The organism is Streptomyces sp. NPDC093065 (genome assembly GCF_044754585.1).
Taxonomy (GTDB): Bacteria; Actinomycetota; Actinomycetes; order Streptomycetales; family Streptomycetaceae; genus Streptomyces.
Window position 1 is genome coordinate 190,283 of sequence record NZ_JBIVPJ010000004.1, and the last position, 22,132, is coordinate 212,414.

General features: G+C 71.4%; 22 protein-coding genes and 3 pseudogenes. 11 read left to right on the forward strand and 14 right to left on the reverse strand.

The window, feature by feature from the left end; translation table 11 throughout:
* The first annotated feature begins 106 nt into the window (after positions 1 to 106).
* The 3 genes from ACIQFU_RS09305 to ACIQFU_RS09315 are packed head-to-tail and all read left to right on the forward strand — an operon-like array spanning position 107 to position 2,423.
* Positions 107 to 1,354, forward strand: coding sequence for an MFS transporter (locus ACIQFU_RS09305; RefSeq protein WP_402550247.1), 1,248 nt, complete (start codon positions 107 to 109; stop codon positions 1,352 to 1,354).
* A 22-nt stretch (positions 1,355 to 1,376) separates the two neighbouring features.
* Positions 1,377 to 1,826, forward strand: a complete 450-nt coding sequence (locus ACIQFU_RS09310) for a hypothetical protein (protein WP_402550248.1) — start codon at positions 1,377 to 1,379, stop codon at positions 1,824 to 1,826.
* A gap of 54 nt (positions 1,827 to 1,880) precedes the next feature.
* Positions 1,881 to 2,423, forward strand: coding sequence for an MOSC domain-containing protein (locus ACIQFU_RS09315; RefSeq protein WP_402550249.1), 543 nt, complete (start codon positions 1,881 to 1,883; stop codon positions 2,421 to 2,423).
* A 354-nt stretch (positions 2,424 to 2,777) separates the two neighbouring features.
* Here ACIQFU_RS09315 and ACIQFU_RS09320 read toward each other — a convergent pair whose 3' ends face one another.
* From ACIQFU_RS09320 to ACIQFU_RS09350, 7 genes are all read right to left on the reverse strand, one after another.
* Positions 2,778 to 3,653, reverse strand: coding sequence for a glycosyltransferase family 2 protein (locus ACIQFU_RS09320; RefSeq protein WP_402550250.1), 876 nt, complete (start codon positions 3,651 to 3,653; stop codon positions 2,778 to 2,780).
* A gap of 88 nt (positions 3,654 to 3,741) precedes the next feature.
* On the reverse strand, positions 3,742 to 4,545 hold the full coding sequence (locus ACIQFU_RS09325) for an SAM-dependent methyltransferase (protein ID WP_402550251.1): 804 nt from the start codon (positions 4,543 to 4,545) through the stop codon (positions 3,742 to 3,744).
* A gap of 66 nt (positions 4,546 to 4,611) precedes the next feature.
* On the reverse strand, positions 4,612 to 5,151 hold the full coding sequence (locus ACIQFU_RS09330; RefSeq protein ID WP_402550252.1) for a GNAT family N-acetyltransferase: 540 nt from the start codon (positions 5,149 to 5,151) through the stop codon (positions 4,612 to 4,614).
* A gap of 40 nt (positions 5,152 to 5,191) precedes the next feature.
* Positions 5,192 to 6,025: a PIG-L family deacetylase gene (locus tag ACIQFU_RS09335; RefSeq protein WP_402550253.1), complete on the reverse strand. Its 834-nt coding sequence runs from the start codon at positions 6,023 to 6,025 to the stop codon at positions 5,192 to 5,194.
* 182 nt (positions 6,026 to 6,207) lie between these two features.
* Complete coding sequence (locus tag ACIQFU_RS09340; protein WP_402550254.1) at positions 6,208 to 6,870, reverse strand: histidine phosphatase family protein; 663 nt, start codon at positions 6,868 to 6,870, stop codon at positions 6,208 to 6,210.
* A 93-nt stretch (positions 6,871 to 6,963) separates the two neighbouring features.
* The gene (gene manD / locus ACIQFU_RS09345) at positions 6,964 to 8,205 is read right to left on the reverse strand and encodes a D-mannonate dehydratase ManD (RefSeq protein WP_402550255.1); all 1,242 of its coding nucleotides are present in this window, start codon (positions 8,203 to 8,205) and stop codon (positions 6,964 to 6,966) included.
* Between the two features lie 183 nt (positions 8,206 to 8,388).
* Positions 8,389 to 9,279, reverse strand: a complete 891-nt coding sequence (locus ACIQFU_RS09350) for an SDR family oxidoreductase (RefSeq protein WP_402550256.1) — start codon at positions 9,277 to 9,279, stop codon at positions 8,389 to 8,391.
* A gap of 177 nt (positions 9,280 to 9,456) precedes the next feature.
* Between ACIQFU_RS09350 and ACIQFU_RS09355 the strand changes: the two genes are divergently transcribed.
* The 3 genes from ACIQFU_RS09355 to ACIQFU_RS09365 all read left to right on the forward strand — a co-directional run bounded on the left by ACIQFU_RS09355 (position 9,457) and on the right by ACIQFU_RS09365 (position 11,973).
* A complete protein-coding gene (locus ACIQFU_RS09355) occupies positions 9,457 to 10,194 on the forward strand; it encodes a VOC family protein (RefSeq protein WP_402550257.1) in 738 nt (245 codons plus the stop codon).
* A 119-nt stretch (positions 10,195 to 10,313) separates the two neighbouring features.
* Positions 10,314 to 10,895: a snapalysin family zinc-dependent metalloprotease gene (locus ACIQFU_RS09360; RefSeq protein ID WP_402550258.1), complete on the forward strand. Its 582-nt coding sequence runs from the start codon at positions 10,314 to 10,316 to the stop codon at positions 10,893 to 10,895.
* A gap of 154 nt (positions 10,896 to 11,049) precedes the next feature.
* The gene (locus ACIQFU_RS09365; protein WP_402550259.1) at positions 11,050 to 11,973 is read left to right on the forward strand and encodes an endo-beta-N-acetylglucosaminidase H; all 924 of its coding nucleotides are present in this window, start codon (positions 11,050 to 11,052) and stop codon (positions 11,971 to 11,973) included.
* Positions 11,974 to 12,062: 89 nt separating this feature from the next.
* Here ACIQFU_RS09365 and ACIQFU_RS09370 read toward each other — a convergent pair whose 3' ends face one another.
* Together ACIQFU_RS09370 and ACIQFU_RS09375 are read right to left on the reverse strand one after the other, a co-directional pair.
* Entirely contained in the window at positions 12,063 to 12,374 is a 312-nt protein-coding gene (locus tag ACIQFU_RS09370; protein ID WP_402550260.1) for an RICIN domain-containing protein, read from the reverse strand.
* A pseudogene (locus ACIQFU_RS09375) lies at positions 12,263 to 12,873 on the reverse strand (hypothetical protein); the annotation flags it as partial. The pseudogene ACIQFU_RS09375 and the gene ACIQFU_RS09370, both read right to left, overlap by 112 nt.
* Before the next feature lie 130 nt (positions 12,874 to 13,003).
* Here ACIQFU_RS09375 and ACIQFU_RS09380 point away from each other — a divergent pair.
* Positions 13,004 to 13,420 (forward strand): annotated as a pseudogene (locus ACIQFU_RS09380) (TetR family transcriptional regulator); the annotation flags it as partial.
* 147 nt (positions 13,421 to 13,567) lie between these two features.
* On the forward strand, positions 13,568 to 15,046 hold the full coding sequence (locus ACIQFU_RS09385; protein ID WP_402550261.1) for an FAD-dependent monooxygenase: 1,479 nt from the start codon (positions 13,568 to 13,570) through the stop codon (positions 15,044 to 15,046).
* Between the two features lie 30 nt (positions 15,047 to 15,076).
* Here the strand turns inward: ACIQFU_RS09385 and ACIQFU_RS09390 are convergent, their stop codons facing one another.
* Entirely contained in the window at positions 15,077 to 16,198 is a 1,122-nt protein-coding gene (locus ACIQFU_RS09390) for an FAD-dependent oxidoreductase (RefSeq protein WP_402550262.1), read from the reverse strand.
* A gap of 67 nt (positions 16,199 to 16,265) precedes the next feature.
* On the opposite strand from ACIQFU_RS09390, the gene ACIQFU_RS09395 reads away from it, so the two are divergent.
* The 3 genes from ACIQFU_RS09395 to pntB all read left to right on the forward strand — a co-directional run bounded on the left by ACIQFU_RS09395 (position 16,266) and on the right by pntB (position 20,088).
* A complete protein-coding gene (locus tag ACIQFU_RS09395) occupies positions 16,266 to 16,946 on the forward strand; it encodes a TetR/AcrR family transcriptional regulator (RefSeq protein ID WP_402550263.1) in 681 nt (226 codons plus the stop codon).
* A gap of 119 nt (positions 16,947 to 17,065) precedes the next feature.
* Positions 17,066 to 18,631, forward strand: a complete 1,566-nt coding sequence (locus tag ACIQFU_RS09400) for a Re/Si-specific NAD(P)(+) transhydrogenase subunit alpha (protein ID WP_402550264.1) — start codon at positions 17,066 to 17,068, stop codon at positions 18,629 to 18,631.
* A complete protein-coding gene (gene pntB, locus ACIQFU_RS09405; protein ID WP_402550265.1) occupies positions 18,628 to 20,088 on the forward strand; it encodes a Re/Si-specific NAD(P)(+) transhydrogenase subunit beta in 1,461 nt (486 codons plus the stop codon). The genes ACIQFU_RS09400 and pntB overlap by 4 nt, the downstream gene beginning before the upstream one ends.
* Here the strand turns inward: pntB and ACIQFU_RS09410 are convergent.
* From ACIQFU_RS09410 to ACIQFU_RS09425, 4 genes and pseudogenes are all read right to left on the reverse strand, one after another.
* Positions 20,084 to 20,269: pseudogene (locus ACIQFU_RS09410) on the reverse strand (ketosteroid isomerase); the annotation flags it as partial. The gene pntB and the pseudogene ACIQFU_RS09410 sit on opposite strands and share 5 nt — an antisense overlap.
* 118 nt (positions 20,270 to 20,387) lie before the next feature.
* Positions 20,388 to 20,756 carry a DUF488 domain-containing protein gene (locus tag ACIQFU_RS09415; protein WP_402550266.1) on the reverse strand — a complete coding sequence of 123 codons (369 nt, stop codon included), beginning with the start codon at positions 20,754 to 20,756 and terminating at the stop codon, positions 20,388 to 20,390.
* A gap of 102 nt (positions 20,757 to 20,858) precedes the next feature.
* Positions 20,859 to 21,263: an STAS domain-containing protein gene (locus ACIQFU_RS09420; RefSeq protein WP_402550267.1), complete on the reverse strand. Its 405-nt coding sequence runs from the start codon at positions 21,261 to 21,263 to the stop codon at positions 20,859 to 20,861.
* An 84-nt stretch (positions 21,264 to 21,347) separates the two neighbouring features.
* Complete coding sequence (locus tag ACIQFU_RS09425; RefSeq protein WP_402550268.1) at positions 21,348 to 22,106, reverse strand: IclR family transcriptional regulator; 759 nt, start codon at positions 22,104 to 22,106, stop codon at positions 21,348 to 21,350.
* Positions 22,107 to 22,132 lie beyond the last annotated feature (26 nt).

Genomic DNA, 22,132 nt, shown 5'->3' on the forward strand with positions numbered 1-22,132 from the left:
GTCTTCTCGGCCCCCCACCCGGTATGTACATTTGTGCATACTCGGTGGGTGACGCGGGGTCGTCGCCTGCCTGTCCCATTGTCTCCAACACCGGCGGAGCCCCTCCTTGACAGACCGCGCCATACGCCGACGCCGCCGGGCGCTGTTCCTCTTCTTCTTCCTCAATGGCATCGCCATGTCGTCCTGGGTCACGCGCACGCCGGACATCCGTGACCGTCTGGGCGTGTCGACGGGGCAGATGGGACTGGTGCTGTTCGGTCTGTCCGTCGGGTCGATGACCGGCATCCTCTTCTCCGGCCGTTTCGTCTCACGGTTCGGGACCAGACCCGTGACGGCGCTCGGCACGCTGTTGATCACCACGAGCGTGGCCGTCGTCGGCGTGGGCAGCGCACTGGCCTCCGCTCCCCTGGTCACCGTGGGACTGTGTGTGTTCGGCGTCGGGGTCGGGTCGGGTGAGGTGGCGATCAACGTGGACGGTGCCGACGTGGAACGGATCACCGGCACGGCGGTACTGCCCACGCTGCACGGCTGCTTCAGCCTGGGCACCGTCGTCGGAGGCCTGGCCGGCATGGCGGCCACCGCTGCGGCGTTCCCCGCCCACTGGCACCTGCCGGCAGTGGCCGTGGTGACGACCGCGATCTTCGCGTACGCCATCGGTGCCGTCCCCGCCGGGACCGGAATCCGTGCGGTGCCGTCTTCCTCGGACTCCACGCGGGACTCACGGCCGCAGGTGTGGAGGGACCGACGGCTCCTGGTGATCGGGGCCATCGTCCTGGCCATGGCCCTCGCCGAGGGGGCCGCCAACGACTGGCTGCCCCTGCTCATGGTCGACGGTCACGGGCTGGACGCCGCCGTCGGCTCGCTCGTCTACGTGGGGTTCGCCGCGGCGATGACTCTCGGGCGCTTCAGCGGTACGTTCTTCCTCAGTCGTCACAGCCGCGCGACCGTGGTGCGGGCCAGCGCGGTCTCCGGAGCGATCGGTCTGTGTCTGGTCATCTTCTCCGACAACGCCGTCGTCGCGGCGGCCGCCGTGCTGTTCTGGGGACTCGGCGCGTCCCTGGGTTTTCCGGTGGCCCTGTCGGCGGCCGGTGACTCGGGCCCCGACGAGACCGCCCGTGTCGGGCTCGTGGCGACGATCGGTTACATCGCCTTCCTCGTGGGGCCGCCCACCCTCGGTTTCCTGGGCGATCACTACGGGCTGCGCCCGGCGATGGTCGTGGTGCTGGCCTTCGTCGCCACGGCCGTTCTCGCGGCCCCGGCCGCCGGCACCCGCGCGTCCCACCGACAGACAGGTGACGCCGGCATCCCCGCCGATCTCGTCGCGGAACGTCCGGTGCGGCGCACCGAGGGATGACAGCCGGTGGCCGCGGCCGTCGGTGCCGCGGACGGCCCGGGGCGAAAATTCGCCGGCTCCGCTCAGCCCGGGATGCGAGGCGCTCGTCGCCGGTCTCGACAGCCCCGCGCTGCGGATCCTGGCCGCCTGCACTCGCGCGGAGGCCGACTACGACGTCCCCGACCTCCTTCCCCCGGCACTCGACGAACTGGGCCTGGCCTTCTGCGCCGCGGGCAGTCCTGCCGGACGGGAAGCCGGTGCGCGGGCACTGGCCGCCCGGATGCTCGCGGGGGAACTGACACCACGCGAGCTGACGCTCCGGATCCACCAGCGCTTCGGACACGAACTGCCTCTGACGGAGCGGCTCGCCCAACTGGACGACGAGTACGACCTCCTCGGGTACGACGACGGGACACCGGCCCGGGTAGACGCCGAAGTCACGGCGGAAGCCCTGCGGCTTGCCCGGCGTCCCCACGTTCCGGACGACGCGTGAGGTCCTGGGGTTAGGGTCGTGGCCGATCAGTGTCACTCGGGAGGGGCGTCAGGGATGAGCAGTGTGGTCACGGCGGTCAGCAGCAACGGCACGTACTCGTTCACCAAGCCGAACCGGAACAGCATCACGCTCCTCGCCGGGCTGGGTGTGGAGGGCGACGTACACGCCGGCGTGACGGTCAAGCACCGTTCGCGGGTCGCGCAGGACCCCACCCAGCCGAACCTGCGCCAGGTCCACCTCCTCCACGAGGAACTCTTCGCCGAGGTCGGCGCGGAGGGATTCAAGGTGTCGTCCGGTGACCTCGGCGAGAACATCACCACCCGCGGCATGGATCTGCTGGGGCTGCCGGTCGGCACGCTGCTGCGCATCGGCGACGACGCCGTGCTGGAGGTGACCGGCCTGCGCAATCCCTGCCTGCAGATCGACAACTTCCAGGAGGGGCTCCTGAAGCGGGTCGTCGGCCGTGACGAGGCCGGGAACGTCGTGCGCAAGGCCGGAATCATGAGCATCGTGAAGCACGGCGGCACGGTGCGTCCCGGTGACACGATCACAGCGGAACTTCCCAGCGAGCCGCACCGGCCCCTCGACCGCGTCTGACGTCCTTCTCCCGGCTGTCGGCCCTGACGACCGTCCGGGCTCTCCGAGGCGGGCACCCCGGCGGCCGTGGAGTCCGCGGGCCGGGACACGCCGCAGCAACTCGGCCGGCACGGCACGCTCCTGGGGTGCCAGGCATTCGAGGAACCGGTCCTGCGAGCGCTGAGCCACCTCGATCAGGTGCCGCTGGAGTCCTTCCCCCTCGGGCGTGAGGGCGACGAGTTGCCGACGACGGTCGGCGGGGCCGCGGGCGCGCCGGACGTGGCCACGGCCCTCGACAGGAGGTGGCGCCGGCCACCAGGGAACTCGCCGCCGCTCCTGCCCGGGGTGCCCTCGGACAGCGGCCGGGCCGGACGGTCAGACGACCGGCGGGCGGCCCAGACGCGTCATCCGGGCCACGGTCGCCCACCGCATCGGCCGCCGCGGACCGCCCGGCAATCGCACCCCCTCGGCGAATCCGGCCGCCCACGCCCGCAGACCGCCCCACGACCGTGTCCGCGCCAGGGTCAGCAGGGTCCAAGTCGCGAGATAGGCCGGCACCAGCGGCGCGGGCAGGTGGCGTTTGGCCAGCCACACCCGGTTGCGGGCCGTCATCCGGTGGTACACGGCGTGCCGGGCCGGTGACGTCCAGGGGTGCTGGAGCAGCAGCGACGGCTCGTACACCACCCGCCATCCGTCGTCGAGCGCCCGCCACGCGAGGTCGGTCTCCTCATGGGTGAAGAAGAAGGCGTCCGGCCAGCCGCCGATCCGGTCCAGCATCCGCATCGACAGCGCGTGCCCGCCGCCCAGGAACGTGGTCACCTCGCCGCCGCGCAACGGGTCCTTCGACCGCAGCCGAGGAACGTGCCTGCGCTGGGTGCGGCCGCGCTCGTCGGCGATACGGAACGACACGATCCCCAGCCGCCGGTCGGCCTCGTACATCGCGGCCAGTGTCTCGAAGACGTCCGTGTCGACGAGCAGTCCGTCGTCGTCCAAGTCGACGACGACGTCCACGTCCCCGCATGCCCGCAGGTGCTCGACGGCCGCGTTCCGGCCGCCGGAGACGCCCAGGTTCTCCTCCAGTTCCACCCCGTCCACGCCGGCGGGCAGCTCCGGCAGCGGGCTGCCGTTGCCGATCACCACGGTGCGTGTGGCCGGCAGTGTCTGCCCGGCCACCGAGTCCAGCAGCGCCCGCAACTCCGCCGGCCGGTTGCCCATGGTCAGGATGGCGATCCCCAGACGTGGGTGGCTCACGGGTGAACTCCGATCGACGTCACGATCGACGCAGCCTATCGGCCCGTGCCGTGCGCCGTGTCCCGTCCACGCAGGGGGCGGGGCGCCGTCAGTTCTTGACCGCGACTCCGCAGACGGACACATCGGCCGTCGCCTCCTCGGGCCGGTCCTCGTCCGGGCGCCAGGTACCCGTGGACACGACTCCCGGCTCCACCAGGGTCAGTCCGGCGAAGTAGGCCTCGATCTGCTGCGGGGACCGCAGGTGGTAGGTGTTGGCCGACTGTCCGTTGTATGCCTCGACCGCCCTGTTGAGCGCCTCGTTGCCGTCGGTGCCGTCGCTCAGGGCCAGGTAGCTGCCCGGGGGCAGCCCCGAGAGCAGCGAGTTCACCAGCTCCGCCGGACGTTCGGCGTCGGAGATCTGTCCGATGATCCCCAGCATGGTGAGCGCGACCGGACGGCTGAGGTCCAGGGTCTTGGCGGCTTCGGCCAGAATCCGTTCCGGGTCCCGGACATCGGCGTCGATGTAGGCGCAGGCGCCCTCCGGGCTGCTGGTGAGCAGTGCCTGGGCGTGGGTGAGGACGAGGGGGTCGTTGTCCACGTACACGATGCGGCTCTCCGTCGCGATGCGCTGGGCCAGTTCGTGCGTGTTGTCCGCGGTGGGCAGTCCCGTGCCGATGTCGAGGAACTGCCGGATGCCGGCCTCACCCGCCAGGAAGCGCACCGCCCGTGCCAGGAACCGCCGTTGCAGCCGGGCCACGGCGGCGAACTCGGGGAACGTCGACAGGATGACGTCGCCGGCCTGGCTGTCGACGGGGTAGTTGTCCTTGCCTCCCAGCAGGTAGTTCCAGACCCGGGCGGAGTGCGGACGATCGGTCTGCAGTCTGGCTCTGACTTCTTCACTCGGATGACTCATGGGCAAAGCTTCACACAGAGCTGCGCATCTTTGGGTCAAGTGCTGTGCAGTCGCGTGGCATTGGGGTCAGCCGGACGGCGGGACCGGGGACCGCAGGCCGAGCCACTGCTCGGCGTCCCACGCGTGGAACCGCTCGGCCTCGGTGAAACCCAGCTTCGCGGCGAGACGCATCGAACGGAGGTTGGCGGTCTGGGTGGTCAGCACGACCGGCTCGCCGGGAAGGACGCCGCCGAGCCAGTCGAGTGCCGCCGCGCACGCCTCGGCGGCGTACCCGGACCCCCACGCCCGCGGCAGGAACAGGTAGCCGAGGTCGACCATTCCCACCGCGGCCGGGCGTTGGTGCTCCGACGGTCTCCTGAGCAGGATCTCGCCGATCATCGCCCCGTCGAGTTCCACGACGAAACACCCGGGCCACCGCCCCGGCACCCCGGGCATCTCGCGCTCGAGCTCCTCGCGCGTACGGGGTCCGCCGAGGTAGGTGTGCACCTCCGGCGACGCCAGCAGCTCGACGAACACCGCACGGTCCCCGGCCTCGGACTCGCGGAGCACGAGTCTCTCGGTCCTGATCGGCTCGGGTGGCCAGGCGACGCGTCCCAGGTCAGACATGCGCGCAGGCTAACAGCCCGGGAGTGCCGTCGGCCGGGGATCAGCGCAGTCCGGCGAAGAGGTCGTCCTCCGGCAGGGCCGCGCCGGTGGTGTCCCGGACGCGCACGAAGGTCTCCATGCCCATCAACTCGCCGAACCTCTCCTTGCCCATCCTGAGGAAGAAGATGTTCTCGCCCTGACTGGCGTGCGCGGCCAGTGCGTCGAACTTCTGGCCGCTGAACGCGGTGGTGTCGACCCAGGTGGTGATCTCGTCGTCGGGCAGGCCGATCTCGGCCATCGCGGCGGCCTCGGCGGGGTCCGGCTCCGGCATGTCCTCGTGGAACTCGCGCATGATCTCGCCGAAACGCCCCATCATCGATCGGGGCGCCGTCGTCCAGTACACCTTCGGCGCCTGCTCCGTCATCTCCAGTGCCGCCATCGTGATGCGGTGCGCCTGGATGTGGTCGGGATGACCGTAGAAACCGTTCTCGTCGTAGGTGACGACCACATCGGGACGGTAGCGCCGCATGAGTTCCGCGAGTCGCGCGGCGCCTTCCGCCACAGGGGTCCGCCAGAAGGAACCGGGGGCGTCGTTGCTCGGCCAGCCCGCCATCCCGGAGTCGGCATAGTCCAGCAACTCGAGATCGCTGATCTTCAGGACCTCGCAGCTCTCCCGGAGTTCCTGCCGGCGCATCGAGGCGACGGCCGCCGGATCGTGTCCCGGGTCGCCCGGCTTGACACCCCCCGGTCCGTCGCCGCAACCGCCGTCGGTACACGTCACGAGCACCGTGCGGACGCCCTCCGCCGCGTACCGCGCCAGGACACCGCCCGTTCCGGTGGCCTCGTCGTCGGGATGGGCGTGCACGGCCATGAGCGTCAAGGGTCGGTCCGTCATAAGAGCTTTCCTCCTGCAGACATGCGTATAAATCCGAGTACGACGGGTGTGCGGCGATTCCGGAACCCTCTCCGCCGGGCGGGCAGCCTCGTGGTCAGGTGTCCCCCGCCCAGGGGCGCCGCTCTCTCCGCCTGTGCAACGGCGCGGGCCGGCCCCGCTGTTCCCGCTCCCGCCGCCCGGCGTCAGGGCGTGGGAACCGCCGACCCCGTGGGGTCGTCCGGGCCCGGTGTGTGGGGAAGGGGCCCCACGGAGCCGCCCTCCCAGAGCAGTGCCCGCCATCCCTCGTCGGGCGACCCGGCGAGGGTGACGATCCCCGTGTTGGCCAGGGGGTGGCGCGCGGCGTAGTCGATGTCCACGTTGTCGGCCCGCGCTGCCACCCACATACGGATCGCGGCACCGTGGCTGACCATCGCCACCGTCTGCGCGCCGTCCGCGTGCGCCTCGGCGACGACGGCGTCGAACCGGGCCAGCGCCTCCTCCCCGTTCTCGCCGCCGGGCATACGGAGCCGCACGTCCCCCGCGGACCAGGCGAAGGCGGTCCGCATGTAGGTGTGTGCCGCCTCGTCGTCGCCGCGCATCTCCAGATCACCCGCGGTCAGTTCCCGGATGCCTGCCCGGACCCGGACCTCCAGCCCGGTCGAGGCGGCCAGCGGCGCGGCGGTCAGCTGGGTGCGTACGAGCGTCGACGCGTACAGGACGTCGATCCTCTCCGGTGCCAGTGCGTCGGGCAGCGCCGCGGCCTGTTCCTGGCCGAGGGAGGTCAGACCGGGGCCGGGCTCGGCGGTGTCCAGGAGGTGCTTGAGGTTGGACGGGGTCTGGCCGTGCCTGATGAGCAGTAGACGCATGCGACGGGGCTTTCCGGGGGACGACGGGACGTCCCCACTCTGCCACGGTCCTGCGAGGACCCGCGGATCCCGCACCCGCCCGGCTCCCCCGTCTCACCAGTCGTGGACGGTGCCGTCGCGCAGGCGGTTCACGGGCAGGTAGGCGGGTTCGTAGGGGAAGCGGGCCGCGGCCTCGTCGTCGAGCTCGACCCCGAGGCCGGGGGCGTCACCGGGATGCAGGAGGCCGTCCTCGAAGCGGTAGGAGGTCCGGAACACCTCGAGCGTTTCCGGGGCGTGGCGCATGTACTCCTGGATGCCGAAGTTGTGTACGGCGAGGTCGAGGTGGAGAGCGGCCGCCATGCCCACCGGTGAGATGTCGGTCGGACCGTGCATGCCGGACTTGATGCCGTGGACGGCGGCCATGTCGAGCAGCTTCCGTACGGCGGTGATGCCGCCGGTGTGCGTCACCGCCGAGCGGACGTAGTCGATCAGCCTTTCCTGGAGCAGCGTGGTGTAGTCGTGGACCGAGTTGAAGACCTCCCCGATGGCCAGCGGGGTGGTGGTGTGCTGCCGGATCAGCCGCAAGGCCCGCTGGTCCTCGCCCGGTGTCGCGTCCTCCAGCCAGAACAGGTCGTAGGGCTCGAGGTCCCTGCCGAGCCGCGCGGCCTGGATGGGCGTCATGCGGTGGTGCCCGTCGTGCAGCAGCGGCAGCCCGGGGCCGAAGGTGTGCCGCACGGCTTCGAACACCGTGGGCATGTGGCGCAGGTAGGCGCGGGTGTCCCAGGTCTCCTCGGTGGGACGGGGGTGAGCGGCGCCCGTACGCCGGGCCGGCTCGTAGTCGTAGCGCTCCCCTGCTCCGGCGGCGGAGGCGGCGACGCCGTACACGGAGTCGAGGCCGGGGATGCCGCTCTGGATGCGGACGGCCCGGAATCCGTCGGCCAGGTGTTCGCGCACCGAGTCGAGCAGTTCGGGTATGTCCCGGCCGGAGGCGTGGCCGTAGGCCAGCGCGCCCGTGCGGCAGGCGCCGCCGAGGAGCTGGTACACCGGCAGGCCGGCGGCCTTGCCCTTGATGTCCCACAGCGCGGTGTCCACGGCGGCCACGGCCGCCATCGTGACCGGACCCCGGCGCCAGTACGCGCCCCGGTACAGGTACTGCCAGGTGTCCTCGACGGCATGCGCGTCCCGTCCGAGGAGCAGCGGGGCCACATGCTCTCGCAGGTAGGCCTCGACGGCCCTCTCGCGTCCGTTGAGGGTGGCGTCCCCGAGTCCGGTCAGCCCGTCCTCGGTGGTGATGCGCAGAGTGACGAAGTTGCGGCCCGGGCTGGTGACGACGACGTCGGCGGCGGTGATTTTCACGGGTCCGTCCTCGGGGTCTTGGAAACGGCATTCCGGCCAGTTCACGACCGGGTGCTGCACGCTTCGCCCGTGGAAGCGGGACGCCCGGCCACGACCACCCTTTTCCGCATCGCCGTGAACGTCAACGACACGAACCGGATCGGCAACGCCGCGCCGCGGCCGCCGCACACCACGGCACCCCGCTCAGGGCAGGGGTGTCCCACCGGTCACGTTCAGGATTTCCGCGGTGACGTACCCGGCCTCCTGGGAGGCGAGGTAGACGTACGCCGGGGCGAGCTCGGCCGGCTGCGCGGGACGGCCCAGCGGGCTCTGCTTCCCGAACTCGGCCGTGTCCGGCAGCGTCGCCGGGATCAACGGAGTCCACACCGGTCCCGGTGCCACCGCGTTCACACGGATACCGCGTTCCGCGACCATCTGGGCGAGTCCCTGGGTGAAGGTCACGATGGCGCCCTTGGTCATCGCGTAGTCCAGCAGGTGCGGGCTGGGCTTGTACGCCTGCACCGAGGTGGTGTTGATGACGCTGCCGCCCTCGGGAATGTGCGGCAGCGCGAACTTGGTCAGCCAGAACATGCCGTACAGGTTCGTCCGCACCACCCGGTCGAACTGCTCCGTCGTGATCGCCTCGATGCCGTCCGGCTGGGACATCTGGTAGGCCGCGTTGTTCACCAGGATGTCGATGCCGCCGAACTCCGCCACGGCCCGGTCGACCAGCGTCCGGCAGTTTCGCTCCTCACGGATGTCGCAGGAGACGGCCACGGCCTTCTGCCCGGCGTCCTCCACCAGGCGGGACGTCTGCCGCGCTTCGTCCTGCTCCTGCTCGAGGTACGTGAACAGCACGTCGGCGCCCTCACGCGCGAAGGCCAGGGCGACCGCCCGGCCGATGCCGGAGTCACCGCCCGTGACGACGGCCCTGCGCCCGGCCAGACGCCCCGCTCCGCGGTACGACTCCTCACCGTGGTCGGGTGGCGGGTCCATCGGCCCGGTCCAGCCCGGGTGCGGCTGGTCCTGGGCGGCGAAGTCCGGACGGGGATACTGATCGGTAGGGTCCTGCTGGCGATGCCGGTCGTCCGCCACGTCGGTCTCCCGTGTCTCGTTACGGCGCGGTCAGCGACCGTGTGCCCTGCCCCGCTGGTCCGAAAAGTCCGGCCTCCGACGACGGGCCGGGGCCGCCGGCCCCGGTGCGCTCCGGCCGCCGGTCTGCCGGGGCCGGACGGACCCGCCCGGCCGTTCGGTGCCACTAGGGTGTGCGGGATGACGCTGGAACTTGTGCAGGTGAACTTCAAGACGCGGGACGACGCGGCGCTCGGCCGGTTCTGGGCGGAGGCGCTCGGCTGGGGTGTTTCGAGCGAGGGGCCCAGTGTCACCAACCTGGAACCCGTGGGCTTCGACTGGCCGGACCCGTCCGCGGTCTGCGTCGATCTCGTCCGGGTCCCGGACCCGGAGACGGTGCGGTACCGGGTGCACATCGAGCTCGCCACCACCTCCGACGCCCATCAGGCGGAGCTGGTGACCCGCCTGGAGAAGCTCGGGGCGACGCACATGGGCGTCGGCCGGGGCGACGCGCCGTGGAAGGTGATGGCCGACCCGGAGGGCAACATGTTCAGCGTCCTGGAGCCCCGTGACCTGTACCGGGACACCGGACCGATCGCCGCCGTGGTCGTCGGCTGCGCCGACCCGCGCGACATGACCCGGTTCTGGGGCGAGGCGATCGGCTGGACCGTCCACGAGCTGTCCGACGACCGTGCTCTGCTGCGTTCCGCCAAGGACGTCGGGCCCTACCTCGAGTTCCGCCGCACGTCCGACGACGAGATCGTGTGGAACCGCGTCCATCTCGACGTGATGTCCGATCCGGTCGAGGACCAGGCGAGGGAGGTCGCCCGGCTCGAAGGGCTCGGCGCGACGCGGGCCGACGTGGGCCAGGGCGACGTCCCGTGGGTCGTCCTGACCGACCCGGCGGGCAACGAGTTCTGCGTCCTCGGGCGGGGCTGACGCCGGACCGCGCGCGTCACGATCGGCACGCGAATTGACTGATTGACGCCGCCTCCCGGCGGGCAGGGAGGCAGATGATGTCATGAGCACGACTCCTCTCCCCCACAAGGAGGTCGAGCATGCACGTCCGCACACTGACCGGACACCTCGCCGCGGCTGCGCTGGTGCTGGTGTCGTTGCCGCTGCTGAGCGGCGAGGCCGTGGCCGCCGGTTCGCCGGGCGCCGCCCCGGCCGCGGCCAGGGTCCTCACCTACGACGCGAGCGGCTCCGCCGAGTTCAGGTCCGCGGTCGACCGGGGCGCGGCGATCTGGAACGAGAGCGTCGAGGGCGCCGAGCTGCGTCCGGCCACGGCCGGGCAGCGGGCCGACATCCGCGTCCTGGCCGACGACGGCTGGCCGCGCGCCCTCACCACGTCCCTGGGCAGCGGCACCGTCTGGATCGGACGCCAGGCCGTGAACGAGGGCTACGACACGGTGCGTATCTCGTCCCACGAACTCGGTCACATCCTGGGGCTGCCGGACCGGAAGCCCGGGCCGTGCTCCAGTCTGATGTCGGGATCGAGTGCGGGCGTCCCGTGCACGAACCCCTACCCGAACGCGGCGGAGAGGGCGGAGGTCGAGAACAACTTCACCGGCACGGCCGGTTCGCTGGCGGTCGCGGAATCGGTTCCCGTCCTCGTCGCGGACCGACCGGGCGACTGACCTAACAGGGCCGTTGGGGCGCGCCGCGCGTGGAAGCCGTGAAGAGTCAGGGCACGCTCTCCCGGTCACGGTCCCGGCGGCGGAAGACTCGAAGCACTCGCTCGGCGCCTCCGTACAGGCGGGGCGCCGCCCATGCGTTGGGAGACCATCAGCCATGTTCACTCTGGTTCGCACAAGAGCGCGGACGGCGGCGCTCGCGCTTTCCGCCGCCGCGGCCCTCCTCTTCGGCGCGACCGCCGCGAGCGGCGCGCCGGCGGCCCCCGCCCCTGCTCCCTTGAAGCAGGGGCCGACCTCGGTGGCCTACGTCGAGGTGAACAACAACAGCATGCTCAACGTCGGCAAGTACACACTGGCGAACGGGGGCGGCAACGCCTTCGACGTCGCCGTGATCTTCGCGGCGAACATCAACTACGACACCGGCACGAAGACGGCGTACCTGCACTTCAACGAGAACGTACAGCGCGTCCTCGACAACGCCGCCACGCAGATACGGCCGTTGCAGCAGAAGGGCATCAAGGTCGTCCTCTCGGTGCTCGGCAACCACCAGGGCGCCGGATTCGCCAACTTCCCGTCGCAGCAGGCGGCTTCGGCGTTCGCGAAGCAGCTCTCGGACGCTGTTGCGAAGTACGGCCTCGACGGCGTCGACTTCGACGACGAATACGCCGAGTACGGCAACAACGGCACGGCGCAGCCCAACGACAGTTCGTTCGTGCATCTGGTGACGGCACTGCGTGCGAACATGCCGGACAAGATCATCAGCCTCTACAACATCGGCCCGGCCGCGTCCCGACTCTCGTACGGCGGTGTCGACGTCTCCGCCGCGTTCGACTACGCCTGGAATCCGTACTACGGCACCTGGCAGGTCCCCGGCATCTCGCTGCCCAAGGCGAAGCTGTCCCCGGCGGCCGTCGAGATCGGCCGGACCCCGCAGGGCACTGTCTCCGACCTCGCCCGCCGCACCGTCGACGAGGTGTACGGCGTCTATCTGACGTACAACCTCGACGGCGGCGACCGCACCGCCGACGTCTCCGCGTTCACCCGGGAGCTGTACGGCAGCGAGGCCGTTCACACGCCCTGAGCAGGTAGGTGTGCCCGGGTGTTCCCTGCCGGATGCGACCGGGGCCGGGCCCGGAAGTCGTCGGAGCCGGCGCAGGGGGGCCGGCGGGGTCAGCCGGCCGCCAGGGTGAACGTCTGTACGGCGGACTGCGTGCAGGGCTGCTGCGACAGGCGTGCCCCGTTCGCGGTGGAGCCGGCGTCGACGCTCAGGCACTTGGCACCGTGCCGGGCGACGAAGCGGTACCCGCCCGTGGTGCCGGCGGGCTCGGGACGCCATTGCGGGTGCCGTTGTGCCGGTTGACGACCTGGGTCAGGACGGTCTCGCCGCCGTGGCGGAAATTCTGCACGCCGAGGTTCTCCGCCTGCCGGCGCAGGCTGTCGGCGAAGGTCCGGGACGTGTCGGCGCTGTCGGTGCCGGAGCACTCGGTGAAGAAGGCGCGCTTGCCCGCGTCGACGACCTGCTGCTGTGCGGAGACCTGGCCGCCGTAGCAGCGGATCTGCGGGTTCACCGCGGTGGCCTGGGTGAGCACGGGGACGATCTCGGCGTCTTGTCCCGGTCGGTCGAGAACCGGCCCGGGGTGTCCTCGTAGGAGTAGTGGTCGTTCGTCGCGTCGGAGTCGGTACCGCCCAGCGGCTGGCGCAGGTAGTTCAGGCCGATGCCGTCGCCCGCGGTGGAGAACAGCGACCGCATCAGCTCGCCGCGCCGGTCCGCGGGCGGGCTCTGGACGAGGTGGGCCGACGCGCCCGTCACGGAGGCGCCCGCGCCGGTGAACCGCCGGCCTTCGGCGCCGCCGTCGATGCGGATGTCGACGGGCTGCGGACTGCCGGTGAAGGGCACGTCGCCCTCGGCCGTGAGTCTCTTGGCGCCGTCGGGTGTGGTGACCCACACCTGGGCGACCGGCTCGGCGGCCCGGGCAGGTGTTCAGAATGGGGTCTCGTACGGGTCGACACGGTGGGGACTCCTTCGCTTCGGTGCGGGGCGGGGTGTACCGGCGACCGGGAGCAACGTACGGAGATTCCGTCCGGGCCGGCCGGTACCCAGACCGTGGAGCGCGGAGGCGCTGCTGCTCACCAGCGTGCTCGCACTCCGCGACCAGCAGGACACCGAACAGCTGGGCACCGAGCGTCCGCACGGGCCGGCGCTCCTGCGCCATCTCGTCGACACGGCCCGGCGCAACGCCGAGCGGGAGGGCATCGTCCGGCTCTACGCCGTCCTGTCCGCCGAGTCCGTCACCGACGAGCACCCCGCACAGGCCTGTTTCCGCGACCGCTACACCGGCCTGCGTGCCTTCGTCACCGACGCGGTCATCGCGGTCATGGACGGCCTCCAGGTCCAGTGGCTGCTCGACCCCGGCTCCGTCGAGATGGCCGCGTCCACGGACCTGGTGATCCGCTCCCTGCTGGGCACGCCGGCGCCGGAGCGCTTCTCCGCGGAAAAGGATTGGACGGAACAACGCCCGCGCTTGTAGCTTTCGGTGGACCGTGACACCGCCCGGGGAGGTGAGACCCATGAATGTCGTATCGATGTGGGTGCTCCCCCTTTACGTCATGGCCGGCGACTGACCCAGGTGTCGCCGGGAGCGCCTCGACACAGGCACTCCCGAAAGGCAACACCCATGAACACTGGGCAGTTCACCGCCGAGCCGTCGTCCGACGAGACGGCCGGGCACGACTTCGACGTGATCATCGCCGGGTGCGGACCGACCGGCGCGACGCTGGCCGCCGAGCTGCGGCTGCACGATGTACGGGTACTCGTTCTCGAGAAGGAGACCGAGCCCGCGTCGTACGTCCGCATCGTGGCTCTGCACATGCGCAGCCTCGAGTTGATGGCCATGCGCGGGCTCCTGGACCGCCTCCTCCAGCACGGCAGGCGGCGCCCGGCCGGCGGACTCTTCGCCGCGATCCCGGCGCCCGCGCCCGAGGGCCTGGACTCCGAATACGCCTGTCTGCTGGGCATTCCGCAGCCGGTCGTCGTCCGGCTGCTGGAGGAACACGCGGTCGCACTGGGTGCGCGGGTCCGGCACGGGGGCGCGGTCGCCGGTTTCGAGCAGGACGACGAGGGTGTGACCGTCGAACTGGCCGGCGGGGAACGGGTGCGTGCGCGCTACCTCGTGGGCTGTGACGGCGGGCGCAGCACCGTGCGCAGGCTGCTGGGCGTCGGGTTCCCCGGCGAGCCCTCCCGCAACGAGACGCTGATGGGCGAGATGGAAGTGGGTGTGCCGCCGCAGGAGATCGCCGCCAGGGTGGCCCAGGTCCGCGAGACGCGGCACCGGTTCTGGCTTCGGCCGGTCGGCACGGAGGTCTACAGCGTCGTGGTCCCCGCCGCGGGAGCCGGCGACCGAACGGCGGCGCCCACCCTGGAGGACTTCAGGGAACAGCTGCGTGCCGTCGCCGGAACCGATTTCGGCGTGCACTCCCCGCGCTGGTTGTCCCGCTTCGGGGACGCCACCCGGCTGGCCGAGCGCTACCGGGCCGGGCGGGTGCTGCTGGCCGGCGACGCGGCACACATCCATCCGCCCACCGGCGGGCAGGGCCTCAACCTCGGCGTCCAGGACGCGTTCAACCTCGGCTGGAAGCTGGCCGCGCAGATCCGCGGCTGGGCGCCGGACACACTGCTGGACACCTACCAGGCCGAACGCCGGCCGGTCGCCGAGGACGTGCTGGACAACACCCGGGCCCAGATGGAACTGCACTCCACCGAACCCGGGCCGCAGGCCGTGCGCAGGCTGCTCACCGAACTGATGGAGTTCGACGAGGTGAACCGCCGCCTCACCGAGAAGATCACCGCGACCGGCATCCGTTACGACTTCGGCGAGGGCCCCGATCTGCTCGGCCGCCGCATCGGGGACGTCGGCGTGGAACAGGGCCGCCTCTACGGTCTGATGCACCGCGGGCGCGGCCTGCTGCTGGACCGCACCGGACGCCTGACCGTGGGCCGCTGGTCGGGCCGCGTCGACCGCGTCTGCGACCCCGGCGCGGCGCTGGACGTACCGTGCGTCCTGCTGCGCCCCGACGGCCATGTGGCCTGGATCGGCGACGACCAGCGGGACCTGGACGGGCACCTGGCCCGCTGGTACGGCGAGCCGGCCGGCTGACGCATCCCGGGCGGCCCGGGAGGCCGCCGCTCAACGGGACGGCTGGACCTGGTCGAAGAGCGCCAGCGCTTCGGCCGGGTCCGGGCTCATGAGGTGTTCCAGACCGGCCGTCGTGATCCTCGCCCACTCGCCGGCCCGTTCCCACATCCGTTCCTCGAAGGCGCGGACGGTCTCGTCCAGGTCTTCGGGGCCGGCGGCGACGGACTCGGCCAGTTCGGCGCCTTCCAGCAGGGCGAGGTTCGCGCCCGCCCCCAAGGGGGGCATCAGGTGTGCGGCGTCGCCCAGGAGCGTCACACCGGGGACGTGGGTCCAGGTGTGCGACACGGGCAGGGCGTGGAGGGGGCGGTGGACGAAGGCGGTGCCGCGGCGGAGGAGGTCGAGAACGGGAGCGGCCCAGCCGTCGAACAGGGCCTGCAGACTCGCTCGCACGGCTGCTGCGTCGGCCGTGTCCAGGTTCGCGTGCCAGTCCAGCGGCGCGCGGAACTGGGCGTGGACCCTGACGTGGCCGCCGCTGTTGCGCTGGGCCACGATCGCCCGGTTCGCGCCGTACACGGCCACGGAACCGTCGCCGACCAGGCGTGCGAGGTCGGGGTGGTCGGTGTCGACGTCGTCCAGGGAGGTCTCGACCGAGGTGACGCCGGTGTAGTGCGGTGTCACCGGGGAGACCGCCGGTCGGGTACGGGACCAGGCGCCGTCCGCGCCGACCACGAGGTCGAACGTCTCCTGGCGGCCGTCCTCGAAATGGACCCGTACACCGTCCGGAGGGCCCGGCGTCACCTTCGCCGCACCCCGCCCCCACCGGACGTCGAGGGGCCCGAGCAGCAGATCGCGGAGCTGACGGCGGTCGATCTCCGGATTGGCCCGCTCGTCCGGACCCGGCCGCCAGTCGCGCAGGACGGTCCCGTCGGTGTCCAGGATGCGCATGGCCTGCCCCTCGGGACGGGACAGCGCCCGGAACTCCGCCAGCAGCCCGGCCTTCTCCAGCGCGAGCTGCCCCAGCCCTTCGTGCAGGTCCAGAGTGCCGCCCGGGGGCCGGGCGTGGGGACCGGACTCGCGTTCGAGGATGGTGACGGGGTGGTCGTGGCGGTGCAGGACGCGGGCGAAGGCCAGGCCGGCGGGGCCGCCGCCGATCACGGCGATACGGTGTCTCATACCGATACACTGTATTTCCGCCCTACGGCGCACCGCAACGGTTCGGTACGGTCAGTACGGTGTGATCATGACTGTGTGGGACCGGCCCGAGCCGCCGAATCGCCCCGTGCCGCTCGACCGGGAACGGATCGTCACCGCCGCCGTCGCGCTCGCCGACGAGGGGGGCCTGGCGGCGGTTTCCCTGCGCAAGGTCGCCGCCCGGCTGGACGCCGGTCCGATGCGGCTGTACGGATACATCTCCACCAAGGACGAGCTGTTCGACCTCATGGTGGACGCGGTGTACGCCGAGATCCTCCCCGAGGAACAGCCCGGCGACTGGCGGGAGGCGCTGCGCGGCCTCGCCCACCGCACCAGGCGGTCGGCCCTGCGTCACGAATGGCTGGCCGACCTGCTCGGCGGCCGTCCCGCCCTGGGCCCCAACGGCCTCGCCGTTTCCGAGGCCACGCTGGCCGCCCTCGACGGCCTCGCCGACGTCGACACCGTCATGCGCGCCGTGGAGACGGTCAGCGCCTACTTCACCGGCGCGATCAGGCGCGAGGTCACGGATCTGCGGGCCGAGCGCGCCACCGGCCTGTCCAAGAGCGAGTGGCAGCGCGCCCGCGGTCCGCACGTGACGCGCATGCTGGCCACGGGCCGCTTTCCGGCCCTGTCGAAGGCCGTGTACGACGGCACGCACGTGGACGCCGAGGAGTCCTTCACCACCGGCCTGGACTGGGTCCTCGACGCCGTGGCCGCCAGACTCACCTGACCGGCCCGCCGACACTGCTCCGCGACCGGGCCGCAGTCGATCCGGGATCAGTGTTTCCGGTGCCCCGCCCCCCTCCCTGGGTACGGAACCGGCAACAACGCCTCGACGAGAGACTGGACATGACTGGACACCAACCCGCTCACCAACCACCTCAACGCGTCGGCGTCGTCGCCGAGTCCTTGCCCGGGGAGACCCGCGTCGCCGCGACGCCCTCGACGGTGCGCCTGCTGCTCGGCCTCGGTTACGAGGTCGTCGTGGAGCCGGGGGCCGGCGCCGGCTCCGGATTCGGCGACGGGGCCTACTCCGAGGCGGGGGCGAGCGTCGGCGAGGCCTGGGCCGCGGACGTCGTACTCAAGGTCAACGCGCCGTCCGACGAGGAGGTCGCCGCACTGCGCGCAGGGACGACACTGGTGGCGCTCGTCGCCCCGGCACAGCGGCCCGAACTGCTGGAGGCGCTCGCCGCACGTGGCGTCACCGTGCTCGCCCTCGACGCGGTGCCGCGGATCTCGCGGGCGCAGTCGATGGACGTGCTCAGCTCCATGGCCAACATCGCCGGGTACCGGGCGGTCATCGAGGCCGCGCACGTCTTCGGGCGCTTCTTCACCGGGCAGGTCACCGCGGCGGGCAAGGTGCCGCCGGCGAAGGTCCTCGTCGCGGGGGCCGGTGTCGCGGGACTCGCCGCCGTCGGGGCCGCGTCCAGTCTGGGAGCGATCGTCCGCGCCACCGACCCCCGCCCCGAAGTCGCCGACCAGGTGCGGTCGTTGGGTGGTGAGTATCTCGCGGTGGACGTGCCCCGGGAGGAGAGTACCGACGGCTACGCCCGGGCGACGTCGGACGACTACGACCGGGCCGCGGCCGAGCTGTACCACGAGCAGGCCCGCGATGTGGATGTCGTCGTCACCACCGCGCTGATACCCGGGCGGCCCGCCCCGCGGTTGCTCACCGCCGCCGACGTGGCGGCGATGAGGCCCGGCAGTGTCGTCGTCGACATGGCCGCCGCCCAGGGCGGCAACGTGGAGGGGACCGTCGCGGGCCGGAGTGTGGTGACCGACAACGGTGTGACCATCATCGGCTACACGGACCTGGCGTCCCGGCTGCCCGCCCAGGCGTCGCAGCTCTTCGGCACCAATCTGGTCAACCTGCTCCGGCTCCTCACCCCCGGCAAGGACGGCCGCCTCGTCCTCGACTTCGACGACGTGGTGCAGCGGACCGTGACCGTGGTCCGCGCGGGCACGGTCACCTGGCCTCCCCCTCCGGTCCCCGTGTCGGCGGCCCCGCCCACCACCGCACCGGCGTCCGCCTCCGCACCGGTGAGTGCGAAGCCCCGGCTCACCGCGGCCGGACGCTCCGGTTTGATCGGTCTCGGCATGTCGGCCGTCTTCCTGATGGTGGCCTTCGCCCCGGCCCAGTTGGCGGAGAACTTCACGGTGTTCGCGCTGGCGGTGGTCATCGGCTACTACGTCATCGGCAAGGTGCACCACTCCCTGCACACGCCGCTGATGTCGGTGACCAACGCCATCTCGGGGATCGTGGTGATCGGCGCCCTCCTGCAGATCGGTCACGAGAGCGCGCTCGTCACCGTGCTGTCCTTCGTGGCGATCCTGCTGACGAGCGTGAACATCTTCGGAGGTTTCGCCGTCACCCGCCGGATGCTGTCCATGTTCTCGAGAGGCGAGCCCCGATGACGTCCATGACCGCCTCCCGCGCCGCCGACCTGGTCGCGGCCCTGCTGTTCGTCCTCAGTCTGGCCGGCCTGTCCCGGCACCGAACGTCACGCGCCGGAGTCGTCTACGGCATCGCCGGGATGGCGCTCGCCCTGGCCGCCACCGTCGTGGTCTCGGCACGGAGCGTCTCCGCCGGTCCGGTCGCGCTGATCCTGCTCGCCATGGTGATCGGCGCCGCTCTGGGCCTGTGGCGGGCGCGGCGCGTGGAGATGACGCAGATGCCCGAGCTGATCGCGGTACTGCACAGCTTCGTGGGTCTCGCGGCCGTCCTGGTCGGCTGGAACAGCTACCTCGAGGTCGAGGCCCACGGCTCGCGGGGCCGGATCGCCGCCGACCTGGCCGGCATCCACCACGCCGAGGTGTTCGTCGGCGTCTTCATCGGTGCGGTGACCTTCACCGGCTCCGTGGTCGCCTACCTGAAGCTGTCCGCACGGATCAGGTCCCGGCCGCTCATGCTGCCCGGCAGGAACGCCCTCAACCTGGGAGCCCTGGCCGTGTTCGCGGTGCTGACGGTCTGGTTCACCGTGAGTCCGGGCCTCCCGCTGATGGTGGCGGTCACGGTCCTGGCACTCGCCCTGGGCTGGCACCTGGTGGCCTCCATCGGCGGCGGGGACATGCCGGTCGTCGTCTCGATGCTCAACAGCTACTCCGGCTGGGCCGCGGCGGCGGCCGGGTTCCTGCTGGACAACAACCTGCTCATCGTCACCGGTGCCCTGGTCGGATCCTCCGGTGCGTATCTGAGCTACATCATGTGTCAGGCGATGAACCGTTCCTTCCTCTCCGTCATCGCGGGCGGCTTCGGCATCGAGGCCCCGCCGGGCGCCGACGAGGAGCAGGGCGAGCACCGCGAGGTACGGGCACACGAGGCGGCCGAACTGCTCGCGCGGGCCCGGACCGTGGTGATCACCCCCGGCTACGGCATGGCCGTGGCGCAGGCCCAGCACCCGGTCGCGGAGCTGACGCGGCGGCTGCGCGAGCGCGGGATCGAGGTGCGCTTCGGTGTCCACCCGGTCGCCGGGCGGCTGCCCGGGCACATGAACGTGCTGCTGGCCGAGGCGAAGGTGCCGTACGACATCGTCCTGGAGATGGACGAGATCAACGACGACTTCGCGGACACGTCGGTCGTGCTGGTCATCGGTGCGAACGACACGGTCAACCCCTCGGCGACCGAGGACCCCGACAGCCCGATCGCGGGCATGCCCGTGCTGCGGGTGTGGGAGGCGGAGCAGGTCGTCGTCTTCAAGCGCTCGATGGCCTCCGGCTACGCGGGCGTGCGGAATCCGCTGTTCTTCCGGGAGAACAGCAGCATGCTCTTCGGCGACGCCAGGCAGAGCGTCGAGGGGATCCTCCAAGCGCTCGACGCCGGGAGCGAACCGGGCCCGGCGGCCGCCGGGCGGGGGGTGACAGCGGTGCGGTGACCGGGCCGTTCAGGAGGGTGAGATGCAGGGCGAACCGGGCGCGACAGGCGCGTCGGGTGAGCCGGGCCGTCCGGCGGATCTCGCCGAGCACCACCGCGTCGTCTCCGTCGACGAGAACGCGTTCGACCTCGGTGTCCGCGTGCTCGGACACGTGGTGCTCGGCGAGTTCCCACCACGGTGCGTGTACTCGCCGCTGCGGTCACAGACATCATCGACCCCTCCCTGGTCCGCGTCCCGTCGACGCGGTGAGAGCATTCATTCCGGCGGCCGGCGAGGCGACTGCCTCCCGGGTAGGGGCGCTACTCCCCTCGGGACCCGTCCAGCCACTGGGCCAGGGCGGCCGCCTCGCTGTGATCCACGTCCTTGGTGGCGGTCAGCAGGGTGACCCTGTCGTGTGCCGACAGCTCGCGCAGCCGACGCAGCGGCTCCTGGTGGTCGGAGTCCTCCAGCTCGGCGTAGTAGCGGCGCCGGAACTCTTCGTAACGCTGGGGATCATGGTGGTACCAGTGACGCAGGTCGGTCGACGGAGCGACGTCGCGCAGCCACTCGTCCAGGTCGGCCCTCTCCTTGCTCACGCCACGGGGCCACAGGCGGTCGACGAGCACCCGCTTGCCGTCCTGCGGTGTGGGGTCCTCGTAGATCCTCCGGTATCCGACCCGTGCAGCCATGCCCCGCCCTTCCTCCCGCAGAGACCGCGCAGCCCTCTCGTGCCTCCGGTTCAAGTGAACCGGCACGCCGGGCCCAAACACGGGCCGGCGGCGGCTGCCGCGTCAGCTTCGCACGGGCGGCCAGTCGGCGAGCCCCTCCGCGCAGGGCGGCTGTGCGACGGCCTGCCCGACGGAGTCGTGGAAGGAGTAGACCGCTCCCAGGCCGCCGAGGGCGAAGACGTGCAGCAGCCGCCGGTCGGAACAGGCGATCCGCAGCGACCCTTGATGGCTCCGGATGCGCTTGGTCACGGCGACGATCATGCCGAGGCCCATGGAGTCGATGAAGGGGGTGTCGCACAGGTCGAGCACGAAGTGCCGGTGTCCCTCGGCGAGACGCCGGCCCACCTCGGCCCGGACGAGGGGCGCGAAGGCGATGTCGATCTCCTCGTCGGCCTTGACGACCGTCCAGCCGTTGGCCACATGGCAACCGACCCGCACGTCCGGCCCCGCGACGCCCTGCTCGCTCACTTCTCGCTCCCCTGCATCCATGTCCGATTTGCCCGTCTCATCCAGGAAACGCGGTCCGGCGTCGGTGTCACAAGAGCGTGGTTTTCAGATGGTGAGCGAGAGGCCCCGGGACACCCGTTCCGCGGTGTCGAGCAGCGTGGCCACCGCGTCGTCGAGGCAGGCGGTGCGGCTGACGTCCACGGAGATGCCGAGGGATCCGACGGTGTCGCCCCGGCGGACGGGGACCGCGAGACACGCGGTGCCCAGACGGTACTCCTCGATGTCGGTCACGGCCCTGCCGTGCGGGGAGGCCTCGATGCGGCGCAGCAGCTCGGCGCGGTAGGTGATGGTGCGCGGAGTGAGATCGTTCAGTACGTGCCGGGAGAGGTAGTCGGCGCGGGCGTCGGCGTCCAGCTCGCGCAGCACGCTCTTGCCGAGTGCCGTGGCGTGTCCCGCGTCCTCGAAGCCGACCCACAGATCGACCCGGGGCGCTTTCGGCCCGTCCACTATCTCGGCGACCCGGATCTCGCCCTCCTCGTAGAGGGTCAGGTAGGCCGCGGCCGACAGGCCGTCCCGCAGCTCAGTGAGCGTGGGACGGACCCTGCTGAGCGCCGTCTGGTCGCTGCTGCCCGCGTGCAGTGCGCCCAGCCTCTCTCCCAGGACGAACGTGCCGTCCTCGAGTTTGCGCACGTAGCCGTCGTGCACCATGGTGCGCAGCAGGTGGTAGGTGGTGCCCAGGGCCAGCCCCGTCTCGCGCGCCAGCTGCTTGGCCGGTGCGCCGCTCTCGTGGGCGCCCACTGCTTCCATCAGCCGAAAGGCTCGCTGCACCGAGGAGATGAGCGTGGGGCCCTCCTGACCGTTCACCCCTCCAGACTGCGCCCCACCGGAAC